Raw genomic sequence first — 17,213 nt, 5'->3', positions numbered from 1 at the left:
CCCTACGAAAAATTTGGGTAAATATATTGCTCGAACAATTCCTGAATTAGCTCCCTATCTGCCTCTGGCTGCTTCTTCAGAATCTCCTCATAGTCGTGACGGACGGGGATATTATAGGCAGCATTGCGCTCCTCCACCTTTGCCACCCATGTAGTATGCACGGTAAAGCCCAACTTAAGCTGAGGGTGGCTTAATTTACAGATAGCACCCTGCTTGAGATTAGCCGCATCAAAAATCCAAATCTCGCTCTTCACTGGCGGATCGCTGTGCGGCTCGTCGTAAAGCACGGTACAGGTAATATATCCATGTGTAGAATCGTTCTCATTCCCTGGGCGCGGCACAAATTGCGGCGAACTACCAAAGTAGTTTGTTGGGAAAGTGTAGGTATCGACAATATTCAAGGTGCTGGTTTCTACTCTGAACAGGTTAGATGCTTTACCTTGCAATGCGATCGCGGGAATATCGCTAGCTGGAATCGTGCGGTATTTATAGTCTTTATATAAAGAGAAAACATGCTGTGTCAGCAATTGATTCCAAGAACCCCAACAGTTCCAATAGAGATTATCGATCTGCCCCGATGGCATATTACGGTAGGCATAGATCGATGGTCCCCACGTATAGGCATCCTGCCGTCTGAGCATTTGGCCGGTCAGGCTACCAGTGGCACCGTCGATCGTATAGCGCCCCACCCAGTTAATATCCATAGGGCTGACAACTATCCCAGCGCGCGGGTTATCGCCTGAGGTATTGGGTTGGCTTACAGTGCGATCGCTATGATTCAGCCATTCCGAAGCATCGCAGGCACATACATGCATCAGATGCACGACTATACCATCAGCATCTTCATAATCGACGAGAAAGTGAGCTGTCTCGCGAGGGATGACTAACTGCCTAGCTGTGACGGTAAGTTTGCCAGGTTGCAGGTCGCTGCGAGAGACGATGTATAGCTTCGTTTCTGCAGTCTGGGGATAATCGAATAAGTCACGCAATAGAATTTCTGCCTCTTTTCCCTTTTTGTATGCAGGAGGCGGAAGAAGTTGCTCTGGTGACAGTTTAAAAGCAGTATCCATCAACACTACATAGTTACGGGTTACTCCTATTTGATGTGCGGTTTCTGCAATTTTGACTGGCCTGCCGTCGGGCAGGACGACTTTCCATCTTTCCATAGCCCCCGCACCATCCCAACGCAGCAGATCGACAAAGTTATTATTTTTGATGCTTGGGAAAAATTTCTGGAGGAAGTGCCATATATCCCTGAGAAATCCTATGAATACTCTCAAGAAAGCAAAGATTAGTCGAGCAATCTCTCTTAAAAAAGGAATTTGCTTCAACCAGCCATCGATGCGTTTGACCCACTCTTCACTCTGGGCGATAAATTCCTCGACGGATAGGAGTGTAGATAATGACTTCCCTACATTAACCGTAAATACCCGATCGGCATGGGAGTCAAAGCAGGGATGAGCCGAGGTAACCACTAGTGGGAATGGGCCTGGAACAGCCTCCGTTAAAAAAGGATTGACTGGCTTCCATTCTGCATTACTTCCCATAGGCGTAACTGTTGCTAGCGTTTTGGGATCGATCTCGTAGGGACGACCGGGATCCCAGGTAACCAGCATCCGCCCGTGCTCCTCCGCACCAAACTGCATGGGCAAAAAAGCTGTATTGAGTTGATTGCGAGAACCAAGCTTGCTAGATTGCCGAGCAATACCCATATTACTAAACTTGAGCGGGGCAAATCTGGGATCGTTATTGGTGGCAACATCGGCATAGTAGCACGGTGGTTTTGCTAGCCGCGAGCATAACGATACCTTCCCCTGCGCTGAGCGATCGAAGTCGAGACGGTAGATCATGCCATCGCCATTGTAGAGAGGAGTCCAACCGTCGGCGGCGGGTAGAACTATTGGCGTATCAGGAATCCCTTTCGAGTCGATCGAACCGACGGGACTGATAATAAACACGTGACCCTGGAGATCGTTTGGCAGCGTCCCATCAATCTGCAATTGTAAGGGTTGGTGTTCGTCGTCCTGACCGTAGAATTCCTCGCGACTAACCGACAGGATGGATAGAGGAAACTGCGGTGGGATAGATGTAGCGGGAGCTGTACTGACAGATGAAGCCTGAGGTGTAGTCGTCATAGAAATCCTCCCCAACTAACTGCAACTATAATTTGTAAGGTGGGCAATGCCCACCTCATAATACTATGTAGCGTTATGGTTAGTGGCATGAATTTTTCGCCACAGATTTACGGTCATGTTTAGCACGATCGCGCTGAATCACCAAGAAGAAGACAGTCAAGCAACTGGTTTCGCGAGGGAAAGCGCCAATTTCATCAGATTTGGTGCGAAACTCGCGGAATAAGCGCTCCAGATGATTAGTTGTGCGAATATGACGATGCAAAGTGCGATCGAATTGATAGAAGGTAAACGTCAGTGCTAAATCGCGTTGAAAGACTTGTACTGCTTTGGGTTCGAGCAGTTCCCAATTGACGATGAACTGCTGTAACCGTTGCTGGGCTGCCTTCATAACTGTCAGCTTCGTAAATCTGGTACGCCTCAGCTACGATTTGAAAGCGACGTAGCCGCTTGGCTTCATCGAGTTGGAGCGATTTGTCCATTGGGATTTACTTGAGGTAACTGAGCATAGCTTAAATAGCGTTCAATGCCTCGGACTTTGTGAGTGATGCAGCGTTGCTGTACCTTAGATTATTTCAGGAAAAATGTTTGTTGCCAATCTGCATGGGTGGGAGAAGTCTCACTCACTTTGCTGGGGCAGTCCACCAGGCGATCGCGTAGCGCTGAAGAGATTCATTGGCGGTGGGAGAATTGAAGACGACGCGCAGCTTGTATTTTCCAGCCGTAGGGACTTTGATAAAAATATGCTCGGTATTGTCGATTTTACTGACCGAAGACCATACACTATTAGCAATATCGTTATCTTGCGATCGCATGAGATAGAGATCGAGATTATTAACGCCGCGATCGCGGAAACTCTCACCTAGATCGAATTTGCGATTGTTATTTTTATCGTTCAGCACGACGAGGCGATCCCAGGTTAGAGTTAATGCGACAAAGCTATCCGCCTGTAGTGATTCTGTCAAAACGTATTCCCGATATTGCCCCTGATTGACAAAATTGAAATCCCATCCCAAAGCATTGACATTGCCAGGTGATTGTTGTCCGGCCTGAAGTTGTTGTAAAGCCCGAAATGCATTAAGTTGTCCGGTACCGAGGCGCAAACTGAGCGGGATCTGTCTGTCTTTATAAGCTTCAGAATCCAGCCATGTATTTCCCTGGGCATCTAAGATGGTTTTACTCATCCCCAGAGCCTTACCGTCACCGCGATCGGCGATTTTGTCGGCTGAGTTAAGCAATACGGCTTTGGTGACCTCGTGGCGGCGAGCGTCTAGCTGCCATTTACCCCTGGCAATTTGTCGATCGGCATACTCTTGCAAAAGGGCGATCGTCCCCACCACATGAGGAGCAGCAAAACTACTGCCGCTGACAGACGTAAATTTACTTCTGAGATCGGGAAGCATGATGTCGTTGCCGGGTGCTAGCAGGGATAGCGATCGCCTGCCATTGACCGGACTTTCAACACCCTCAGTCCAGCGTTTGTCCTTATTTAAATCGGTAAAATATTCGCCCAGATCGTATCTGCCATTCCCATTGCGATCGATATACGGTTCGTCGATAAAGTTACCTCGATCTAATTGCCGATACTCGCCCTGTACGCTGCGGGTGAATCCCACGGTGATGCCGTTGTACTGATCCGTGGGGATGGGAATGCCGCCTTTACCCTGGTTGCCGGCAATTACAGGTAGGGTATTGTACTGTGTCGCCAACCAATCGATACAGAGCGTCAAGAGGGCGTTGCCATCTAGCTTTGCCTGAGGGCGGGGATCTTCGTCCAGGGGTTCTCCAAAGCTGAAGTTGATGGCTCGGACATCACCATTGTTTTGCCTGGCGATATGCTGGGCTGCGATCGCCGCCTCCGGCTGACCGTCCCGTCGTCGCATCGAATAGGCAGTAGATAACAGGTTGGCGTTGGGGGCAATCCCGCGATGGCGCTTATTAGTGCCGATCATCACCGCTGCCACCTGGTGCGAGTGATTGTCTGTATTGCGGTTAGGAGTAGCCCGATTGTCGCGAAAAAATACGCTAAATGGCTTGACAAAGACGCGATCGAGCCGTACGAGACGATTTACTGACTTATCAACACCAAACTTACTGGGGCGACTGAGTTCGACTTGGCCGATAAAGATATTTTTGCCCGTCAGGTTATAGGGCGGGGCTTGTAGTCTACGAGCTTGTATGCCCTGCTCGCCACCCGATTGCTCCAGTGCCGAGGCAATCGGCACTATTGGTACTACTAAAAGATCGACAGCAGTCACCCCAATTATTGATATGCCACTTGCGATCGCGAAAATCCGATGCCTCATTTTTACTTGTAATCCCTTAGAATAACCCTTGTACCTGGCAGTTCCTATAAATGGTTAATTTTTCCTATCCGTCCGCATATAGATATGCCAGGCAGTTAGCCCAAGTCTGCTCAGCCTATTTTTTAATATACTTGAGCTTTTCCGGTGCTGCCGGAGCCGAACCAATTTCAGTGCCACTAGCATCCCAAGATCTTAATCTGGATCGCGAATTAATTGAAAGCAGTCCGGTATTGCGGCGTTGGCTGGCTGACCCACCGGATGTGTTATATGACATTTACAACACGCCTAGCTTTAATACTAAACTACGACTGGGCATCACAGCTCGGAACCATGACCTCGGCATAGAGGTCGGGCTTGAAGATGCTTTTATCGGTACAACGCCCCTTGCTATTAGTGGGAGCTACCAGCAGGAGTTCAGCGGCAGGGAAAGCAGTTGGGATGCCAATATCCGTTATTACATGATGCCGCTCGGATCGTATTACAATTTTGCGCCGCAGGTGGGATACCGACAGCTCAATCTATTCGGACAACCAACTACATCCGGTCTCGATCTGGGACTACAGGGTATCGTAGTATTATCGCCGCGCAGTGCCGATCTGAAGCTCTCACATACCTTTACAGATCCCGGGGGTAAGAACGAAACCAGCACTACTTCAGTTTTTGCCAGTTATGCTATCTCTCGTCACTGGCGCTTGGGCAGTAACATTCAGTGGCGGCGATCGCCTGCACGTAGCGACACCCGCATCGGCTTCGTGTTGGAGTGGGCTTTATAGCTGGGAGGAATCGTGTAGAATGCGAGATGGTATATAGGATCTGGTGGGTAGGTATAACCGTGAAGAGTTTGTGGAGCGATCGCGATGCAGAGAAATTTCCAGGAGATTTAGGACTGCGGATTTATACATCTCAGTTGCTAGGTCGCGATCCATCTTTGGTTTTACATGGCGGTGGCAACACCTCCGTCAAGATGCGCGAGCAAAATTTAGTTGGTGAAACAGAAGACATTCTCTATGTCAAGGGAAGTGGATGGGATTTGGAAACCATTGCCGAGCCTGGCTTTGCTCCTGTTCGCATGCCGCATTTACTTAAGCTAGCGCAGCTATCTGCTCTCTCCGATGCGCAGATGGTAAACGAACTCAAAACGCAAGTGACCCGTGCCAACGCGCCCGTTCCCTCGGTGGAAGCAATTCTACATGCTATCCTGCCCTATAAATATGTAGACCATACCCACGCCGACGCTGTAATTGCCGTAACTAACACTGCCGAGGGTTTGCAGCGCATTCGCGACATCTATGGCGATGACGTGGTAGTTATTCCCTACGTGATGCCTGGCTTCGATCTAGCCCGCCTCTGCGCTCAGAAATTTGCCTCGGAGAAGAGCGATCGCACGATCGGCATGGTACTCATGAATCATGGCATCTTCTCTTTTGGACAAACCGCACGAGAATCCTACGAACGGATGATTTCTCTCGTAGATCGCGCCGAGCAATATTTGCAGGAACGGAGAGCCTGGCAGATCGAGCGATCGCCAGACGTGCCCACCCAAACAAATTTACGCCATACCCTTGCCCAGTTGCGCTATGACGTATCCCAGGTGGCTGGATTTCCCGTAATTTTGACTCGTCACGGCGATCGAGCCAGCTTAGATTTCGTGCAGCGCGATGACCTGGAGCAGATCTCTCAGCAAGGCCCTGCCACGCCCGACCACGTTATTCGTACCAAACGCCTACCTCTAATAGGCCGCGATGTCAATGCCTACGCTGCCGCCTACAAAGAGTATTTTGCCGAACATGCAGCGACTGGCAAGGCATCAGTCACCATGCTCGATCCCGCACCGCGCGTCCTGCTCGATCGCGAGTTGGGCATGTGCGCGATCTCTCGCACGGCCAAAGATGCGAAGATCGTAGCGGATATCTATCAACATACGATGGAGATTATCCAACGCTCGACTGAATTGGGTGGCTATCAGGCACTTCCTGCTAGCGATATCTTTGCAGTGGAGTATTGGGAATTAGAACAAGCGAAACTAAAGAAAGGTGGGAGTCATCCTGAATTTACGGGGGAGGTAGTGCTGATTACAGGAGCAGCATCGGGGATTGGTAAAGCCTGCGTGGCATCGTTCCTCCAGCGCGGTGCGGCAGTGGTGGGATTGGATATCAACCCCGCGATTCAAACCCTGCACGATCGCCCCGATTTCCGTGGCATTGCTTGCGATATTGCAGATGAAGATGCGATCGTGGCAACTTTAGAACAAGCCGTGCAAGCTTTTGGTGGCCTGGATATGCTGGTTTTGAATGCTGGGATTTTCCCATCTGGCTGTCGCATCGATAGTCTGAATACATCCACCTGGCAAAAGGTCATGCGCGTGAACCTCGATGCCAATTTGATTTTGCTGCGCGAGTGCCATCCATTTCTCAAACTCGCTCCCAATGGTGGGCGGGTTGTCATTATCGGCTCTAAGAACGTTCCTGCTCCGGGGCCTGGGGCGGCTGCCTATTCTGCCTCTAAAGCGGCATTAACTCAACTGATGCGGGTGGCAGCCCTGGAATGGGGTAGCGATCGCATTCGGATCAACTCGCTCCATCCCAACGCAGTTTTCGACACCGGCATCTGGACTGATGAGGTTCTAAGGAACCGAGCCAGCCACTACGGACTATCTGTAGAGGCATACAAAACAAATAACTTGCTAAAAGTGGAGGTGACCAGCGATCGCGTTGCCGAATTGGCAGCGGAAATGTGTGGCTCTCTATTTGCCTGCACTACAGCAGCACAAGTGCCCGTAGATGGCGGTAACGAGCGAGTTGTTTAAGCTAATTTATACAGATATAGCGGTTTGCAGATGAAAACGAGAAGGGGGTTTGGGGGCGTTGCCCCCAAGAAGGGGAGGCAGGGCGGTCTTGGGGGTTCCCCGCTAGAGCCACTGCCGTGTTCCACCCCTTCACCCCATCAATAAAACCTGTTCTCAATTGAAAAACGCTATACTCGGTCGGGGTTCGGGTAAAATGCTAGACGAGCAGTTAATAGCAAACTATGGTAGTGCCCGATATATCTGCAATACTTAGTAATGCAACTGTATTTGACGGGTCAAATACATTACCGAATGGATCGTGCATCGTAGGCATTACTTCGATCGCGGAGAATCGTACGATTGCAGAACATTTACGCTAGCGAACAAAATCATGGGTGCGAGTTTATCGCTCAAAGATAAAGTAGTAGCAGTAACAGGGGCATCCGGCTCGCTCGGACGCTCTTTACTGACACTTCTAGCTGCTAAAGGAGCGCATGTGGTGGCGCTGACCACCTCGCCTCAGTTTCTTGCCGATGCATCCGATCCCAGTTCAGGTGCAAAGATAGAAGCGATCCAATGGCAATTAGGCGCAGAGGAAGAATTACGCGATCGCTTGCAAAAGGTTAATATTTTGATTATCAATCATGGCGTGAATGTCTATGGCGATCGCGATCCGTCATCGGTCGAGCGATCGTTTGAAGTGAATACCTTTTCTGCTTGGCGTTTGATGAATCTCTTCCTCGATACGGTGACGGAATCAAGCCATAAGGAGATTAAAGAGTTATGGATTAATACGTCAGAAGCTGAAGTTAATCCAGCGTTCAGCCCTCTCTACGAGTTGTCGAAGCGCACCCTAGGAGACCTGATTACTTTGCGTCGCCTGGACTCTCCCTGCATAATTCGCAAACTGATTTTGGGGCCGTTCAAGAGCAATCTGAATCCCATTGGGGTCATGTCTGCAGATTGGGTGGCATCAGCGATTGTGGCATTGGCACAAAGAGATTTTCGCGATATTATCGTCACTGTGAATCCTTTCACCTATGTCTTTTTCCCAATTCACGAATTTTTGCAGTCTTTGTACTTTCGATTACTTTCCAAACGTAAATCTAAAAGCGACCTCAAAGGCAATCCTGCATGAATGTTACCGAGATTTCGCAATTTATCCGTCAAACGGGGCAAAAAGGCAAACAGCTCCGCCAAAAAGGCTTTCAAGTCGTTGAAAAAGGCCCCGGCGATTATGTTACTAATGTCGATCGCGCTTTAGATGCCATGATGGTGGAGCAATTGCAAACCTGGTTTCCCCATGATGGTGTCATCAGTGAAGAGAATCCTAACTCTGTGGGATTATGGCTCCAGGCATTACCCCGTTATTGGTTTATCGATCCGATTGATGGTACTAGTGACTTTGTCAGCAATCGCGAGCATTATGCCGTGATGCTGGGTCTATTGGAAAATGGACGACCGACTATGGGCTGGATTTACGCACCAGAGAGCGATTTGCTCTTTTACGGCGGCACGGCGATCGCCAGTATCTTTGCCAGCGATCGCGGTAGTATGCCCATCCAGATCGAGATCAAGCCTCCTGCTCTAGGCGAATTTAAGGTAATTTTGAGCGAGAAAGATGAGGAGCGCTACGGCGATGCCATTTTAGATGTAATACCAGAAGCAGAATTCTACTCTCTGGGCAGCTTTGGCCTCAAAGTGATGGAAGTGGTATGCGGTAATGCTGCTGTTTATATCTATCTCAATCGGCGCGTAAAGCTCTGGGATACGGTGGGGCCGTTGGCGATCGCCAGAGCAGCAGGGCTTGTGTGTTGCGATCTAGCAGGCAATCCCATCTCATTTGAACCCGAAGCGATCGATGCTGAGACGCTAACCCACCACCAAATCATTCTGGTCGGTTGGTCGAAGTCATTAGAGGCTCTACGCCCAAAGTTAGCAGAAATTTTAAACCTCAGGTTCTGACCTCATTGACTGACAAAAGTCCTGAAAAGCCCAGATTATCGTCGGGGCGGGTTTTGTTGAAAAGCTTTGTATTGAAAGCGTTTGATTGCTTACTAAACCCGCCCTTACAGAGATTTGTCGGTCAACCAGGGTTCTGACACTCAAAATCGTATTGCTTCAGGAGTATTCCCCCCAAGGCAACGCTCCCAAATTCCGATTCACATTCACTTGGGAGCGCGTCGCACGGCTAGCATGGTAATGTCGTCAAACTGATCGGCAGTATCTATATGTTTTACCAGGTGGAGCTCGATGCGCTCAAGTAAAGCTTGAGCTGAGTCCGGCGGATCGGCTAGTAATTCAATTAATTTGTGTTCTGTAAAGAACTTGCTCTCAGGACTTTTGGCTTCTGTTACGCCATCTGTATAACCCATTAAGATATCTCCAGGCTGCAAGCAAATCTGTTGGACGCGAAATTTCATGTTAGGTAGCATCCCTACCGCTGGCCCCGTGGGTTTGAGTCTGGCTCTGATGCCCGAGGCATTCAAAATAGCCAACGGCTCGTGTCCGCCGTTAACATAAGTGAGAATACCCGTTATGGGATCTAACACGCCGAAAAAGAGCGTGGCAAACATGTTCAGGTTGCTATGGTTTTCTGCTACGTAGTCATTGGTCAAGCGCACGGCTCTCAGGGCGTTGACGTGATCGAGGTTAATGGTTAACGACTCGATACCAAATTTATCGGTTTGGGCTGGCGCGATCGCCACGCTGCCCACGAGATCGGTCTCCGCTGAAAAAACCCGAATCAGACTGCGAAACAGCGCCATAAAAAGCGCCGAGCCTACACCTTTATCGCAAACGTCAGCAATTACCAGACCCACACCTCCGCTGGGCAGCATGAACGTATCGTAAAAGTCGCCTGCCACCTGCCGTGCTGGTTTAAATAGTGCCGCTAACTCCCATCCCGATGGCTGCAGAATTTGACTGGGGAGAAAATCTTTTTGCATTTTCTGTCCCTTCTCAATTTCATTGCGCGCCACCGCATCTTTTAACTGACTTTCATGCAGGACGGCATTTTCAATCGCTTGGGCGGCTTGTGATGCCAGGGTTGCCAGCAACTGCAAATCTTCAGCCGTATAGTCGATTGGCTCGCTCTGGCTGAAGTTAACCACGCCGATCGCGTTATTTCTAGTTTTGAGCGGCGCGCAAATTAGCGAGCTGACCGGATTGGCTCCGGCGACAAAGCGAGGGTCGGCAGCCACGTTATTGATAATTTCACCGCGCCCAGATGCAAAGACATTACCAGCAATGCCTTCCCCTGGTTTGAGCGATACATTCGTGTGCGTGGCTTGTCCGAAGGCCGAGACAATCTCCAACATGCCCGTCTCTTTATTGAGCAGCATGACAGAACCGCTGGTGGTGGAAATTAGCTTGCGAGCTTCTTCGATAATCAAATTGCACACTACTGGCAGTTCTAAGGAAGCGGTAATCTTTTCGGAAAGCTGATAAAAGAGATTAATTTCTTTGTATTTGCTCAGGATCTCTTCGGCAAGTTGTTTGCGCTCGATTTCTTTAGCAGACATAAATGTGAGAAGAGTAGCGACACCTCTTGCTTGCTCTCCTCCACTGACCCAACCCACAATCTCATCACTAAGCTTAATCGGCAATCGTTGCGACTCATCCCCATCATTTTCTTCAGGATCGCCGAGTAAGAGCTTCCCTTCAGTGTTGTAGATGCCAACAGAAACCCCCATAGACTGGATTATGTCATTAATAATCCTTGCCGTCTCTTTTTTGCCAACCAGCTTGCTCAGGTTAAATGAAATCATTAGCTATGACTGCCCCAGAAATATTGCGGAAGATTTAGTTTAAGCTACGGGATTGGAATCAGGTCGATGCATGACAAAGGTATTGCAGTTGCGATCGCCCGCATATTCATAGGAAAATTCATCTACGCCTTCTAAGGCTAGGTAGATTCCTAACCCCCCAATTTGACGGTTTTCAATGGGCTGATCTAGGTCTTCGGGGCCTTTTTTAACATGGGGATTGTAAGGAATAGCATTATCTTCCAAGCGAATAGTTAAACTATGCTTATCAATTGTAGCCCGAACGCAAACATTTCCTTCTAGACCTGCTTCGTCATAACCGTGAACGATAATGTTGGTGGCAATTTCATCTACAGCTAAACGCAGGCGGTAGGCAGCCTTTTTATCTAAACCAGCATCGGTGGCTGATTTCATTACATACTGCGCGATCGCCCCCAACGAGTCTAGCTTCCCCTCGACAACTAATGGTTCCATCGGTTCCATCTCAAGTACTAAATCTATTTTATTAATTTACCCAGCGCGATCGATTTTATAAACCCCCACCCATCACCCCTCTCCCTGAGGCAGAGGAGAATAGAATCAGAGCGGGGTCTGCGCCCCTAAGACCTGCGATCGAATCGGTTAGTCGCTCCAACAGCAACGTATGCCCTCTAACACCAAAACCACACCAAACTATTCCTATCAATTGTCTGGCGACCAGAAGTTGCGACGGCACAAACAAAGTCTGACTGCGCAAACTCTAATACCAATTTGAACAGTAAACACGCCAGATCGAACGGGGTGAAGGGGTGGAACGCGGCAGTGGCTCTAGCGGGGAACCCCCAAGACCGCCCTACCTTCCCTTCTTGGGGGCATTGCTCCCCCCCTACTCACCTCCGATCTGAAAACCGCTATATTGGGTTAGAAATACTAGCTAACCGCCAGCCCCCAACCCCCAACCTTCACTTAGGGATAACGATCCTGAATAATCACGCTCTGATCGTAGCCCGTCTTTTGCAGGGTATCCAGGACGGTTTCCTGAGGACTGATCACGTAGATATCCACACCCCGATCCATTTGCTGCTTGGCATAGATCAAAACCCTTAAACCAGCGCTAGCCATGTATTCCAGATCCGACATAAATAGAACGAGGTGCTTCAAATCTGGGGTATGCGCCTTGTCAATTTGTTCTTTGAACGTGTTTGCAGTGCTGGCATCGAGTTCGCCTGCTAAGGTAATCTTGGCAATGCCATCAGTCATTTCCAGGTCTGCGCTAAAAGCCATAGTTTTCCTTTTTGAATGTGTTAGCTAGAAGTTTGTTTGTCTTAAGTTTAGTCGGGAGTTTATTCTAAAAATACCCTACTTACCAACTAGAATTACTACCGAGCGATCGCCAAGTAGAAGGCCGTACTGATTGGATAGCACTGGCTCCGATCCTGGGGGCCAACAATCATCCGGTGATGGCACGCCCGTATTGGCAAATACGTGCCACTTCATGCCGGACGGCAAGCCAGGAAGCTCGAACCAATTAGCTTCCCAATGCATGTTCATGGCAACGTAGATGTAATTATCCGTGACGGTGCCTCCCCTAGCATGTTTGCCGCAAAGCATAAACGCCAGAGTGCGGCTGGAGTCAGACCAGTCCGCATTCCATGCCTCAGTGCCGTGCCAGGTAATGTCAGCATAGCCGCTACCAACATAGTCCTGGTTGCGGAAATGGGATTGGTTTCTCAAAATGGGATGAGCTTTGCGGAAAGCGATACAGTTTTTAAAGAAACGGAAGATATCCAGATTGGCTTCTAACAGTTCCCAATCCAACCAGTTGAGGTCGTTGTCGTGGCAATAGGTGTTGTTATTACCCAATTGCGTCCGTCCCATTTCGTCGCCCATGAGAATCATGGGAACCCCCTGGCTCACCATCAAAATTGCCACGGCATTTTTGATCTGGCGATGGCGCAGCGCGTTGATATTCCAGTCGTCGGTAATGCCCTCCCAGCCGCAGTTCCAACTGTCGTTATCGTTACTGCCATCGTTGTTATTTTCGCCATTCGCCTCATTGTGCTTGGAGTTGTAGGAAACCATATCCATCAACGTAAAGCCATCATGAGCCGTGATGAAATTAATCGAAGTAGCAGGAGCGCGACCTTCCCAAGCATATAGATCTGGCGAACCTTGAATGCGCTGCGCCATGTCTCCTACGCGCCCGGAGTCGCCCTTGAGAAACTTGCGCACGCCATCGCGGTATTTGCCATTCCATTCCGCCCAACGACCAAAGGCAGGGAAAGAGCCAACCTGATACAGACCGCCCGCATCCCATGCTTCTGCAATCAGCTTGCATTTCGCCAAGATCGGATCGAAGGCAAGCGTTTCTAGCAAGGGGGGGTTTGCTAGGGGCGCTCCCCAGGGATCGCGACCGAGGATGGAGGCAAGGTCGAACCGGAAGCCATCGATGTGATATTCCGCCGCCCAGTAGCGCAGGCAATCGAGTACGATATTGCGCACGATCGGATTGTTACAATTGAGCGTATTACCGCAACCGCTAAAGTTGTAGTAGTAGCCCTCTGGAGTCAGCATGTAATAGGTTTTGTTATCAATGCCGCGAAAAGAAATGGTGGGACCATTCTCATTACCTTCGGCAGTGTGGTTGAATACCACATCTAAAATCACTTCCAGTCCGTTTTTATGCAGATCTTTAATCAGAGCTTTTAATTCATCGACCTGCATCCCCAATTTGCCCGTGGCAGCGTAGCCTGCTTTAGGAGCAAAGAATCCCACCGTGCTGTAGCCCCAATAGTTGACTAGCAACTCCCCGTTTACGGGACTGGGGCGGCTGTTCTCAAATTCATCGAACTCATAAATTGGCATTAGCTCGACGGAGGTAACGCCCAGTTCTTTGAGATAGGGGATTTTCTCGCGAATGCCAGCAAACGTACCCTTATGCTTAACCCCAGAAGAGGGGTGGCGCGTAAAGCTGCGGACGTGCATCTCATAGATGATTTGATCCTCCGGTGGGATTTCGAGGGGGCGATCGTGCTCCCAGTCGAAGTCATCAAACGCAATGCGGGCGCGATGTTGATAGGGATTGTTCCAGTTGGGCGTTTCGCCCCAGACATCCCGTCCGCCGATAATTTTGGCATAGGGATCCATGAGAATTTTATTCTTATCGAACCATTGTCCTTCATGGAAGTTATTCGGCCCATCCATGCGAAAACCGTATTCGATGTTCTCATAATCTAAATCGAATACAACCATAGTGTAGACGTTCCCGATTCTGAATTCGTCAGGGAAGGGAATCTCTACCAGTGGCGCGATCGCGTGTTTTTGAAACAGGACTAGAGTGCAGGATGTGGCATAACTAGAGAAAATGGAGAAGTTCACTCCACCAGGTTCTAGCGTGGCACCAAAGGGAAACGGTCGCCCCCGCCTCAGTTTAAACTTGCCATCTGGCGAAGTGTGGGTGGGATGAATGTCAATCCGAGATAATGTCATTACTGTCTTATTCTCCTCCCTACTGATTGAGGGCTTCTAAACCGGCATCGACTGAATCTCGCGTGACAAAGAAATCGAGAAAACCAGTGATCGACATCGTATCTCTAATTTCTTCGGAAAGCCCCACCAGTACCAGCTTTCCATCTTTGGCCGATACCTGTCGATACAGGGACAGTAGCATTCTTAACCCGGCGCTGGACATGTAAGGCACCTTAAACATATCCAGCAAAATCTTGCGACTAGAATCCGCGATCGGGAGAACTTTCTCCTGGACTGTGGGAGCGGTACTCGCATCGATATCGCCAGCTAGTTCTATAACCGTAACCTGGTCGGTTGTTTTAATTTCTATTTCCATGGCTGCTCCTTAAAAGTTGGCTGTTGTGGCAATTATTGTTCCTGCAAAGGTTCATTGTGTCGAGGTAGGCTTTGTAAAGCTACCAGTAACAATCTGTCGTTGTAGGGGCAGGTTTTGCGAGCAGGTGTTGATTTACATCAATAACTCCTTTGCAAAACCTGCCCCTACTGCTAATGCGCAGAATCCCTAAGCAGGTACGATATGTACCTTGACCTTCAAGCGTTCTTTTGATTCGGGCAGCTTCACGGTCAGACCAGCGGCATCAAAATCAGAGTAGTGCTCGCCATTAATCGTGCAGGAAGCAATGCGAATGCTACCCGGTGGCAGAATATCTGGCGATACTCTCAGGATATTGTCTTTGAACCCACCTGGTATGGGATTGAAGTAGAAGTCCATGGGCTGCTTGGTAATCAGCAGGTTGGTGTAAACCGCAGCCAAGTAGCACAACTCGAAGGAGTGATAGCCGCTCATGGAGTGGCTGCCCTTGAGCCGCTCCGTGCCCATCAGATAGGGAATGCCGTTGGCAAGCACGTTGAAATAGACAGCACCGTCATCGTGATCGAGGAAGAAGGCATTGTAGAAAGCAGCCGATTCTCTAGCTAGACGGTGATATTCTTCTTTTTGCAGGCAACCCGTGAGGATGAGATAGGCGAGAATTGCTTGTTCCTGCTGCCACCAGGCTTTGCGATCGTGCCAGACAAAGCGATAGTGTTCTTCGCCTTCGCCGAGAGTGCGCTCGACCACATCGTACCAACCGCCCCGTTGCAGATCGCTCCCAGCCGCAGGCATGACCTCTGCAATTCTTTCCGCCAGATTCACGTAGGTATCCTTGGGCTTGAGGCTCTGCATCCGCATCAAGTTCCAGGAGATCTTGAGGTTATGTCCGACTACGGCGCGGTTTTGCTGCCAACCCCAGGTTTGATCCTTGCTCCAGTCTTCAAAAAACTTCTCCTGGACAAACGGGCTGTTTTCGTAGTCGGGGAAATACTTAGCGATCGTGTCGAACGTATATTCCAGGAAATCGGCGTATTTAGGCTCACCCGTTGCCAGATAAAGATTAATTAAATAGGCAGGTGCGTGATCGCCAACGGAGTTCCAGTTCTTTTTGCCTCTATTGCGTTCTGGCAAGGAGGAACTGCGAGGATCGAGGGTGATGGGATCGAGGTGGGAGAAATATCCACCTTTTTCTTTATCCAGGAAATATTTATCAAATAGATCGATTGTTTTCTGCGCATCATCGAGAATGCGGGGATCGCCAGTGACGCGATAGGTTTGCGTGGGACCAGCCAGTGCGTAAATCTGCTCGTAGGCGGGGATGCCCATGTAATCGTCACCAAATTCCGAGGCGAATACTTTAGTCTCGCGATTGCCCGAGACATCGATACCGTGATACCAATAGATCAAATTCTCGTCGGGATCGTAAAATCGCATGTGATCGCGAAGATACTCCGTACCCTTCTCTGCTGCTTCTAGGAATCTCTCCTCTCCAGTCATCATGTATGCGGTGGCAAAACCGTACACCAAACGAGAGATGGTATCGGTTTCCTGGCGGTGATCGCCTTTTTTCTCACCTGTAATTGCGAGCGTAGTGCGATAGTTGCGGTAATCAATCGGCTTATCTTCAAATTGGGCGCGCAGGTAAAACTCACCTAACTCGCGAATTTGATTGATCCACCAGTTTTGTTTTTCAAAGCGATATTCTTTTTCGGTACGCCCGTTAAAAATGATGCGCTTGGCTTCAAACTTGTAGATAGATTGCTCTGGATAGTAGGTACCGTAGGCATACATATAGCGCCCAGGCACCAACATAGATGGTATTTGTCCGGTACAGTCTTGATATGGTTCCCCCAGGTTGCGCGTTAGCTCGGCATAGGTGGTTACTGTCAGCTTGATTTGGTATTCCCTCCCATCTGAGGTCTTCAGACCAAAGATGCCCTTATCCGAATCAAAGGTAGTAACGTAGCCAGCAATTGTGTCTGAAAATGTAAAGTCGATGTTATTCATTATCCCTCACGCTTAGTCAGCCTCTATTGATTTCAGTGATTTTTATGCCAATTTAAACTAGTACACCAAAACAAAAGTTTTGGAGGGGGTGGAGGGGGTGAAATCCCCTTCTGGGGGCTCTGCCCCCATTCCCCCATGTTGCAAAATTTATGATTTGCAACACTAGTCTAGAACTTGCGCAAATACAGATCCCCCACCCCCCTTTTTAAGAGGGCTTTGGGATTCCCCCCTTAAAAAGGGGGGGCTAGGGGGGATCTTGAATTTCAGCATTCAACGTGCAAGTCCTATAGTCGAGATTGCAGATGCGGTTGTGGGAATACAGACCACTTAGAGGCATAGCCCCATCGCCCTGCACCATCTGCCGCGTCTTCAAATTGGTATTTTGCTTGATGAGTG

The 17,213-nt window shown here is 49.3% G+C and carries 12 protein-coding genes and 1 pseudogene; 4 read left to right on the top strand and 9 right to left on the bottom strand.

The window, feature by feature from the left end; all coding sequences use genetic code 11:
• Positions 1-2 precede the first annotated feature (2 nt).
• From PSE6802_RS0121615 to PSE6802_RS0121605, 3 genes and pseudogenes are all read right to left on the bottom strand, one after another.
• Positions 3-2,135, bottom strand: a complete 2,133-nt coding sequence (locus PSE6802_RS0121615) for a carotenoid oxygenase family protein (protein ID WP_019502124.1) — start codon at positions 2,133-2,135, stop codon at positions 3-5.
• Between the two features lie 79 nt (positions 2,136-2,214).
• A pseudogene (locus tag PSE6802_RS36100) lies at positions 2,215-2,693 on the bottom strand (transposase); the annotation flags it as partial.
• Between the two features lie 62 nt (positions 2,694-2,755).
• Positions 2,756-4,438: a S8 family serine peptidase gene (locus PSE6802_RS0121605; RefSeq protein ID WP_019502122.1), complete on the bottom strand. Its 1,683-nt coding sequence runs from the start codon at positions 4,436-4,438 to the stop codon at positions 2,756-2,758.
• 50 nt (positions 4,439-4,488) lie between these two features.
• Between PSE6802_RS0121605 and PSE6802_RS0121600 the strand changes: the two genes are divergently transcribed.
• From PSE6802_RS0121600 to PSE6802_RS0121585, 4 genes are all read left to right on the top strand, one after another.
• On the top strand, positions 4,489-5,211 hold the full coding sequence (locus PSE6802_RS0121600; RefSeq protein ID WP_019502121.1) for a hypothetical protein: 723 nt from the start codon (positions 4,489-4,491) through the stop codon (positions 5,209-5,211).
• A gap of 59 nt (positions 5,212-5,270) precedes the next feature.
• On the top strand, positions 5,271-7,244 hold the full coding sequence (locus PSE6802_RS0121595; RefSeq protein WP_026103462.1) for a bifunctional aldolase/short-chain dehydrogenase: 1,974 nt from the start codon (positions 5,271-5,273) through the stop codon (positions 7,242-7,244).
• Between the two features lie 298 nt (positions 7,245-7,542).
• Positions 7,543-8,361, top strand: coding sequence for a bifunctional sterol desaturase/short chain dehydrogenase (locus PSE6802_RS0121590; protein ID WP_263970388.1), 819 nt, complete (start codon positions 7,543-7,545; stop codon positions 8,359-8,361).
• Positions 8,358-9,188: a 3'(2'),5'-bisphosphate nucleotidase CysQ family protein gene (locus PSE6802_RS0121585; RefSeq protein WP_019502118.1), complete on the top strand. Its 831-nt coding sequence runs from the start codon at positions 8,358-8,360 to the stop codon at positions 9,186-9,188. Before PSE6802_RS0121590 ends, PSE6802_RS0121585 begins: the two co-directional genes overlap by 4 nt.
• Before the next feature lie 203 nt (positions 9,189-9,391).
• Here PSE6802_RS0121585 and PSE6802_RS0121580 read toward each other — a convergent pair whose 3' ends face one another.
• From PSE6802_RS0121580 to PSE6802_RS0121555, 6 genes are all read right to left on the bottom strand, one after another.
• On the bottom strand, positions 9,392-10,993 hold the full coding sequence (locus PSE6802_RS0121580) for a SpoIIE family protein phosphatase (RefSeq protein ID WP_019502117.1): 1,602 nt from the start codon (positions 10,991-10,993) through the stop codon (positions 9,392-9,394).
• Between the two features lie 39 nt (positions 10,994-11,032).
• A complete protein-coding gene (locus tag PSE6802_RS0121575; RefSeq protein ID WP_036946792.1) occupies positions 11,033-11,464 on the bottom strand; it encodes an ATP-binding protein in 432 nt (143 codons plus the stop codon).
• A 471-nt stretch (positions 11,465-11,935) separates the two neighbouring features.
• Positions 11,936-12,253, bottom strand: coding sequence for an anti-sigma factor antagonist (locus PSE6802_RS0121570; protein WP_019502115.1), 318 nt, complete (start codon positions 12,251-12,253; stop codon positions 11,936-11,938).
• 75 nt (positions 12,254-12,328) lie between these two features.
• On the bottom strand, positions 12,329-14,458 hold the full coding sequence (gene glgX, locus PSE6802_RS0121565; protein WP_019502114.1) for a glycogen debranching protein GlgX: 2,130 nt from the start codon (positions 14,456-14,458) through the stop codon (positions 12,329-12,331).
• 19 nt (positions 14,459-14,477) lie between these two features.
• Complete coding sequence (locus PSE6802_RS0121560; protein WP_019502113.1) at positions 14,478-14,813, bottom strand: anti-sigma factor antagonist; 336 nt, start codon at positions 14,811-14,813, stop codon at positions 14,478-14,480.
• 186 nt (positions 14,814-14,999) lie between these two features.
• Positions 15,000-16,817, bottom strand: coding sequence for an AGE family epimerase/isomerase (locus tag PSE6802_RS0121555; RefSeq protein ID WP_019502112.1), 1,818 nt, complete (start codon positions 16,815-16,817; stop codon positions 15,000-15,002).
• Positions 16,818-17,213: the final 396 nt, after the last annotated feature.

Origin of the sequence: Pseudanabaena sp. PCC 6802 (genome assembly GCF_000332175.1) — a bacterium.
GTDB lineage: Bacteria > Cyanobacteriota > Cyanobacteriia > Pseudanabaenales > Pseudanabaenaceae > PCC-6802.
The sequence above is the reverse complement of the archived record's forward strand: the minus strand, read 5'-3'. Positions and strand labels throughout refer to the sequence as shown.

Excerpts from the sequence above, each read along its gene's own strand:
- PSE6802_RS0121575 (WP_036946792.1), bottom strand. The coding sequence starts at position 11,464 with ATGGAACCATTAGTTGTCGAGGGGAAGCTAGACTCGTTGGGGGCGATC.
- glgX (WP_019502114.1), bottom strand. The coding sequence starts at position 14,458 with ATGACATTATCTCGGATTGACATTCATCCCACCCACACTTCGCCAGAT.
- PSE6802_RS0121600 (WP_019502121.1), top strand. The coding sequence starts at position 4,489 with ATGGTTAATTTTTCCTATCCGTCCGCATATAGATATGCCAGGCAGTTA.
- PSE6802_RS0121580 (WP_019502117.1), bottom strand. The coding sequence starts at position 10,993 with ATGATTTCATTTAACCTGAGCAAGCTGGTTGGCAAAAAAGAGACGGCA.
- PSE6802_RS0121585 (WP_019502118.1), top strand. The coding sequence starts at position 8,358 with ATGAATGTTACCGAGATTTCGCAATTTATCCGTCAAACGGGGCAAAAA.
- PSE6802_RS0121570 (WP_019502115.1), bottom strand. The coding sequence starts at position 12,253 with ATGGCTTTTAGCGCAGACCTGGAAATGACTGATGGCATTGCCAAGATT.
- PSE6802_RS0121555 (WP_019502112.1), bottom strand. The coding sequence starts at position 16,817 with ATGAATAACATCGACTTTACATTTTCAGACACAATTGCTGGCTACGTT.
- PSE6802_RS0121560 (WP_019502113.1), bottom strand. The coding sequence starts at position 14,813 with ATGGAAATAGAAATTAAAACAACCGACCAGGTTACGGTTATAGAACTA.
- PSE6802_RS0121605 (WP_019502122.1), bottom strand. The coding sequence starts at position 4,438 with ATGAGGCATCGGATTTTCGCGATCGCAAGTGGCATATCAATAATTGGG.
- PSE6802_RS0121615 (WP_019502124.1), bottom strand. The coding sequence starts at position 2,135 with ATGACGACTACACCTCAGGCTTCATCTGTCAGTACAGCTCCCGCTACA.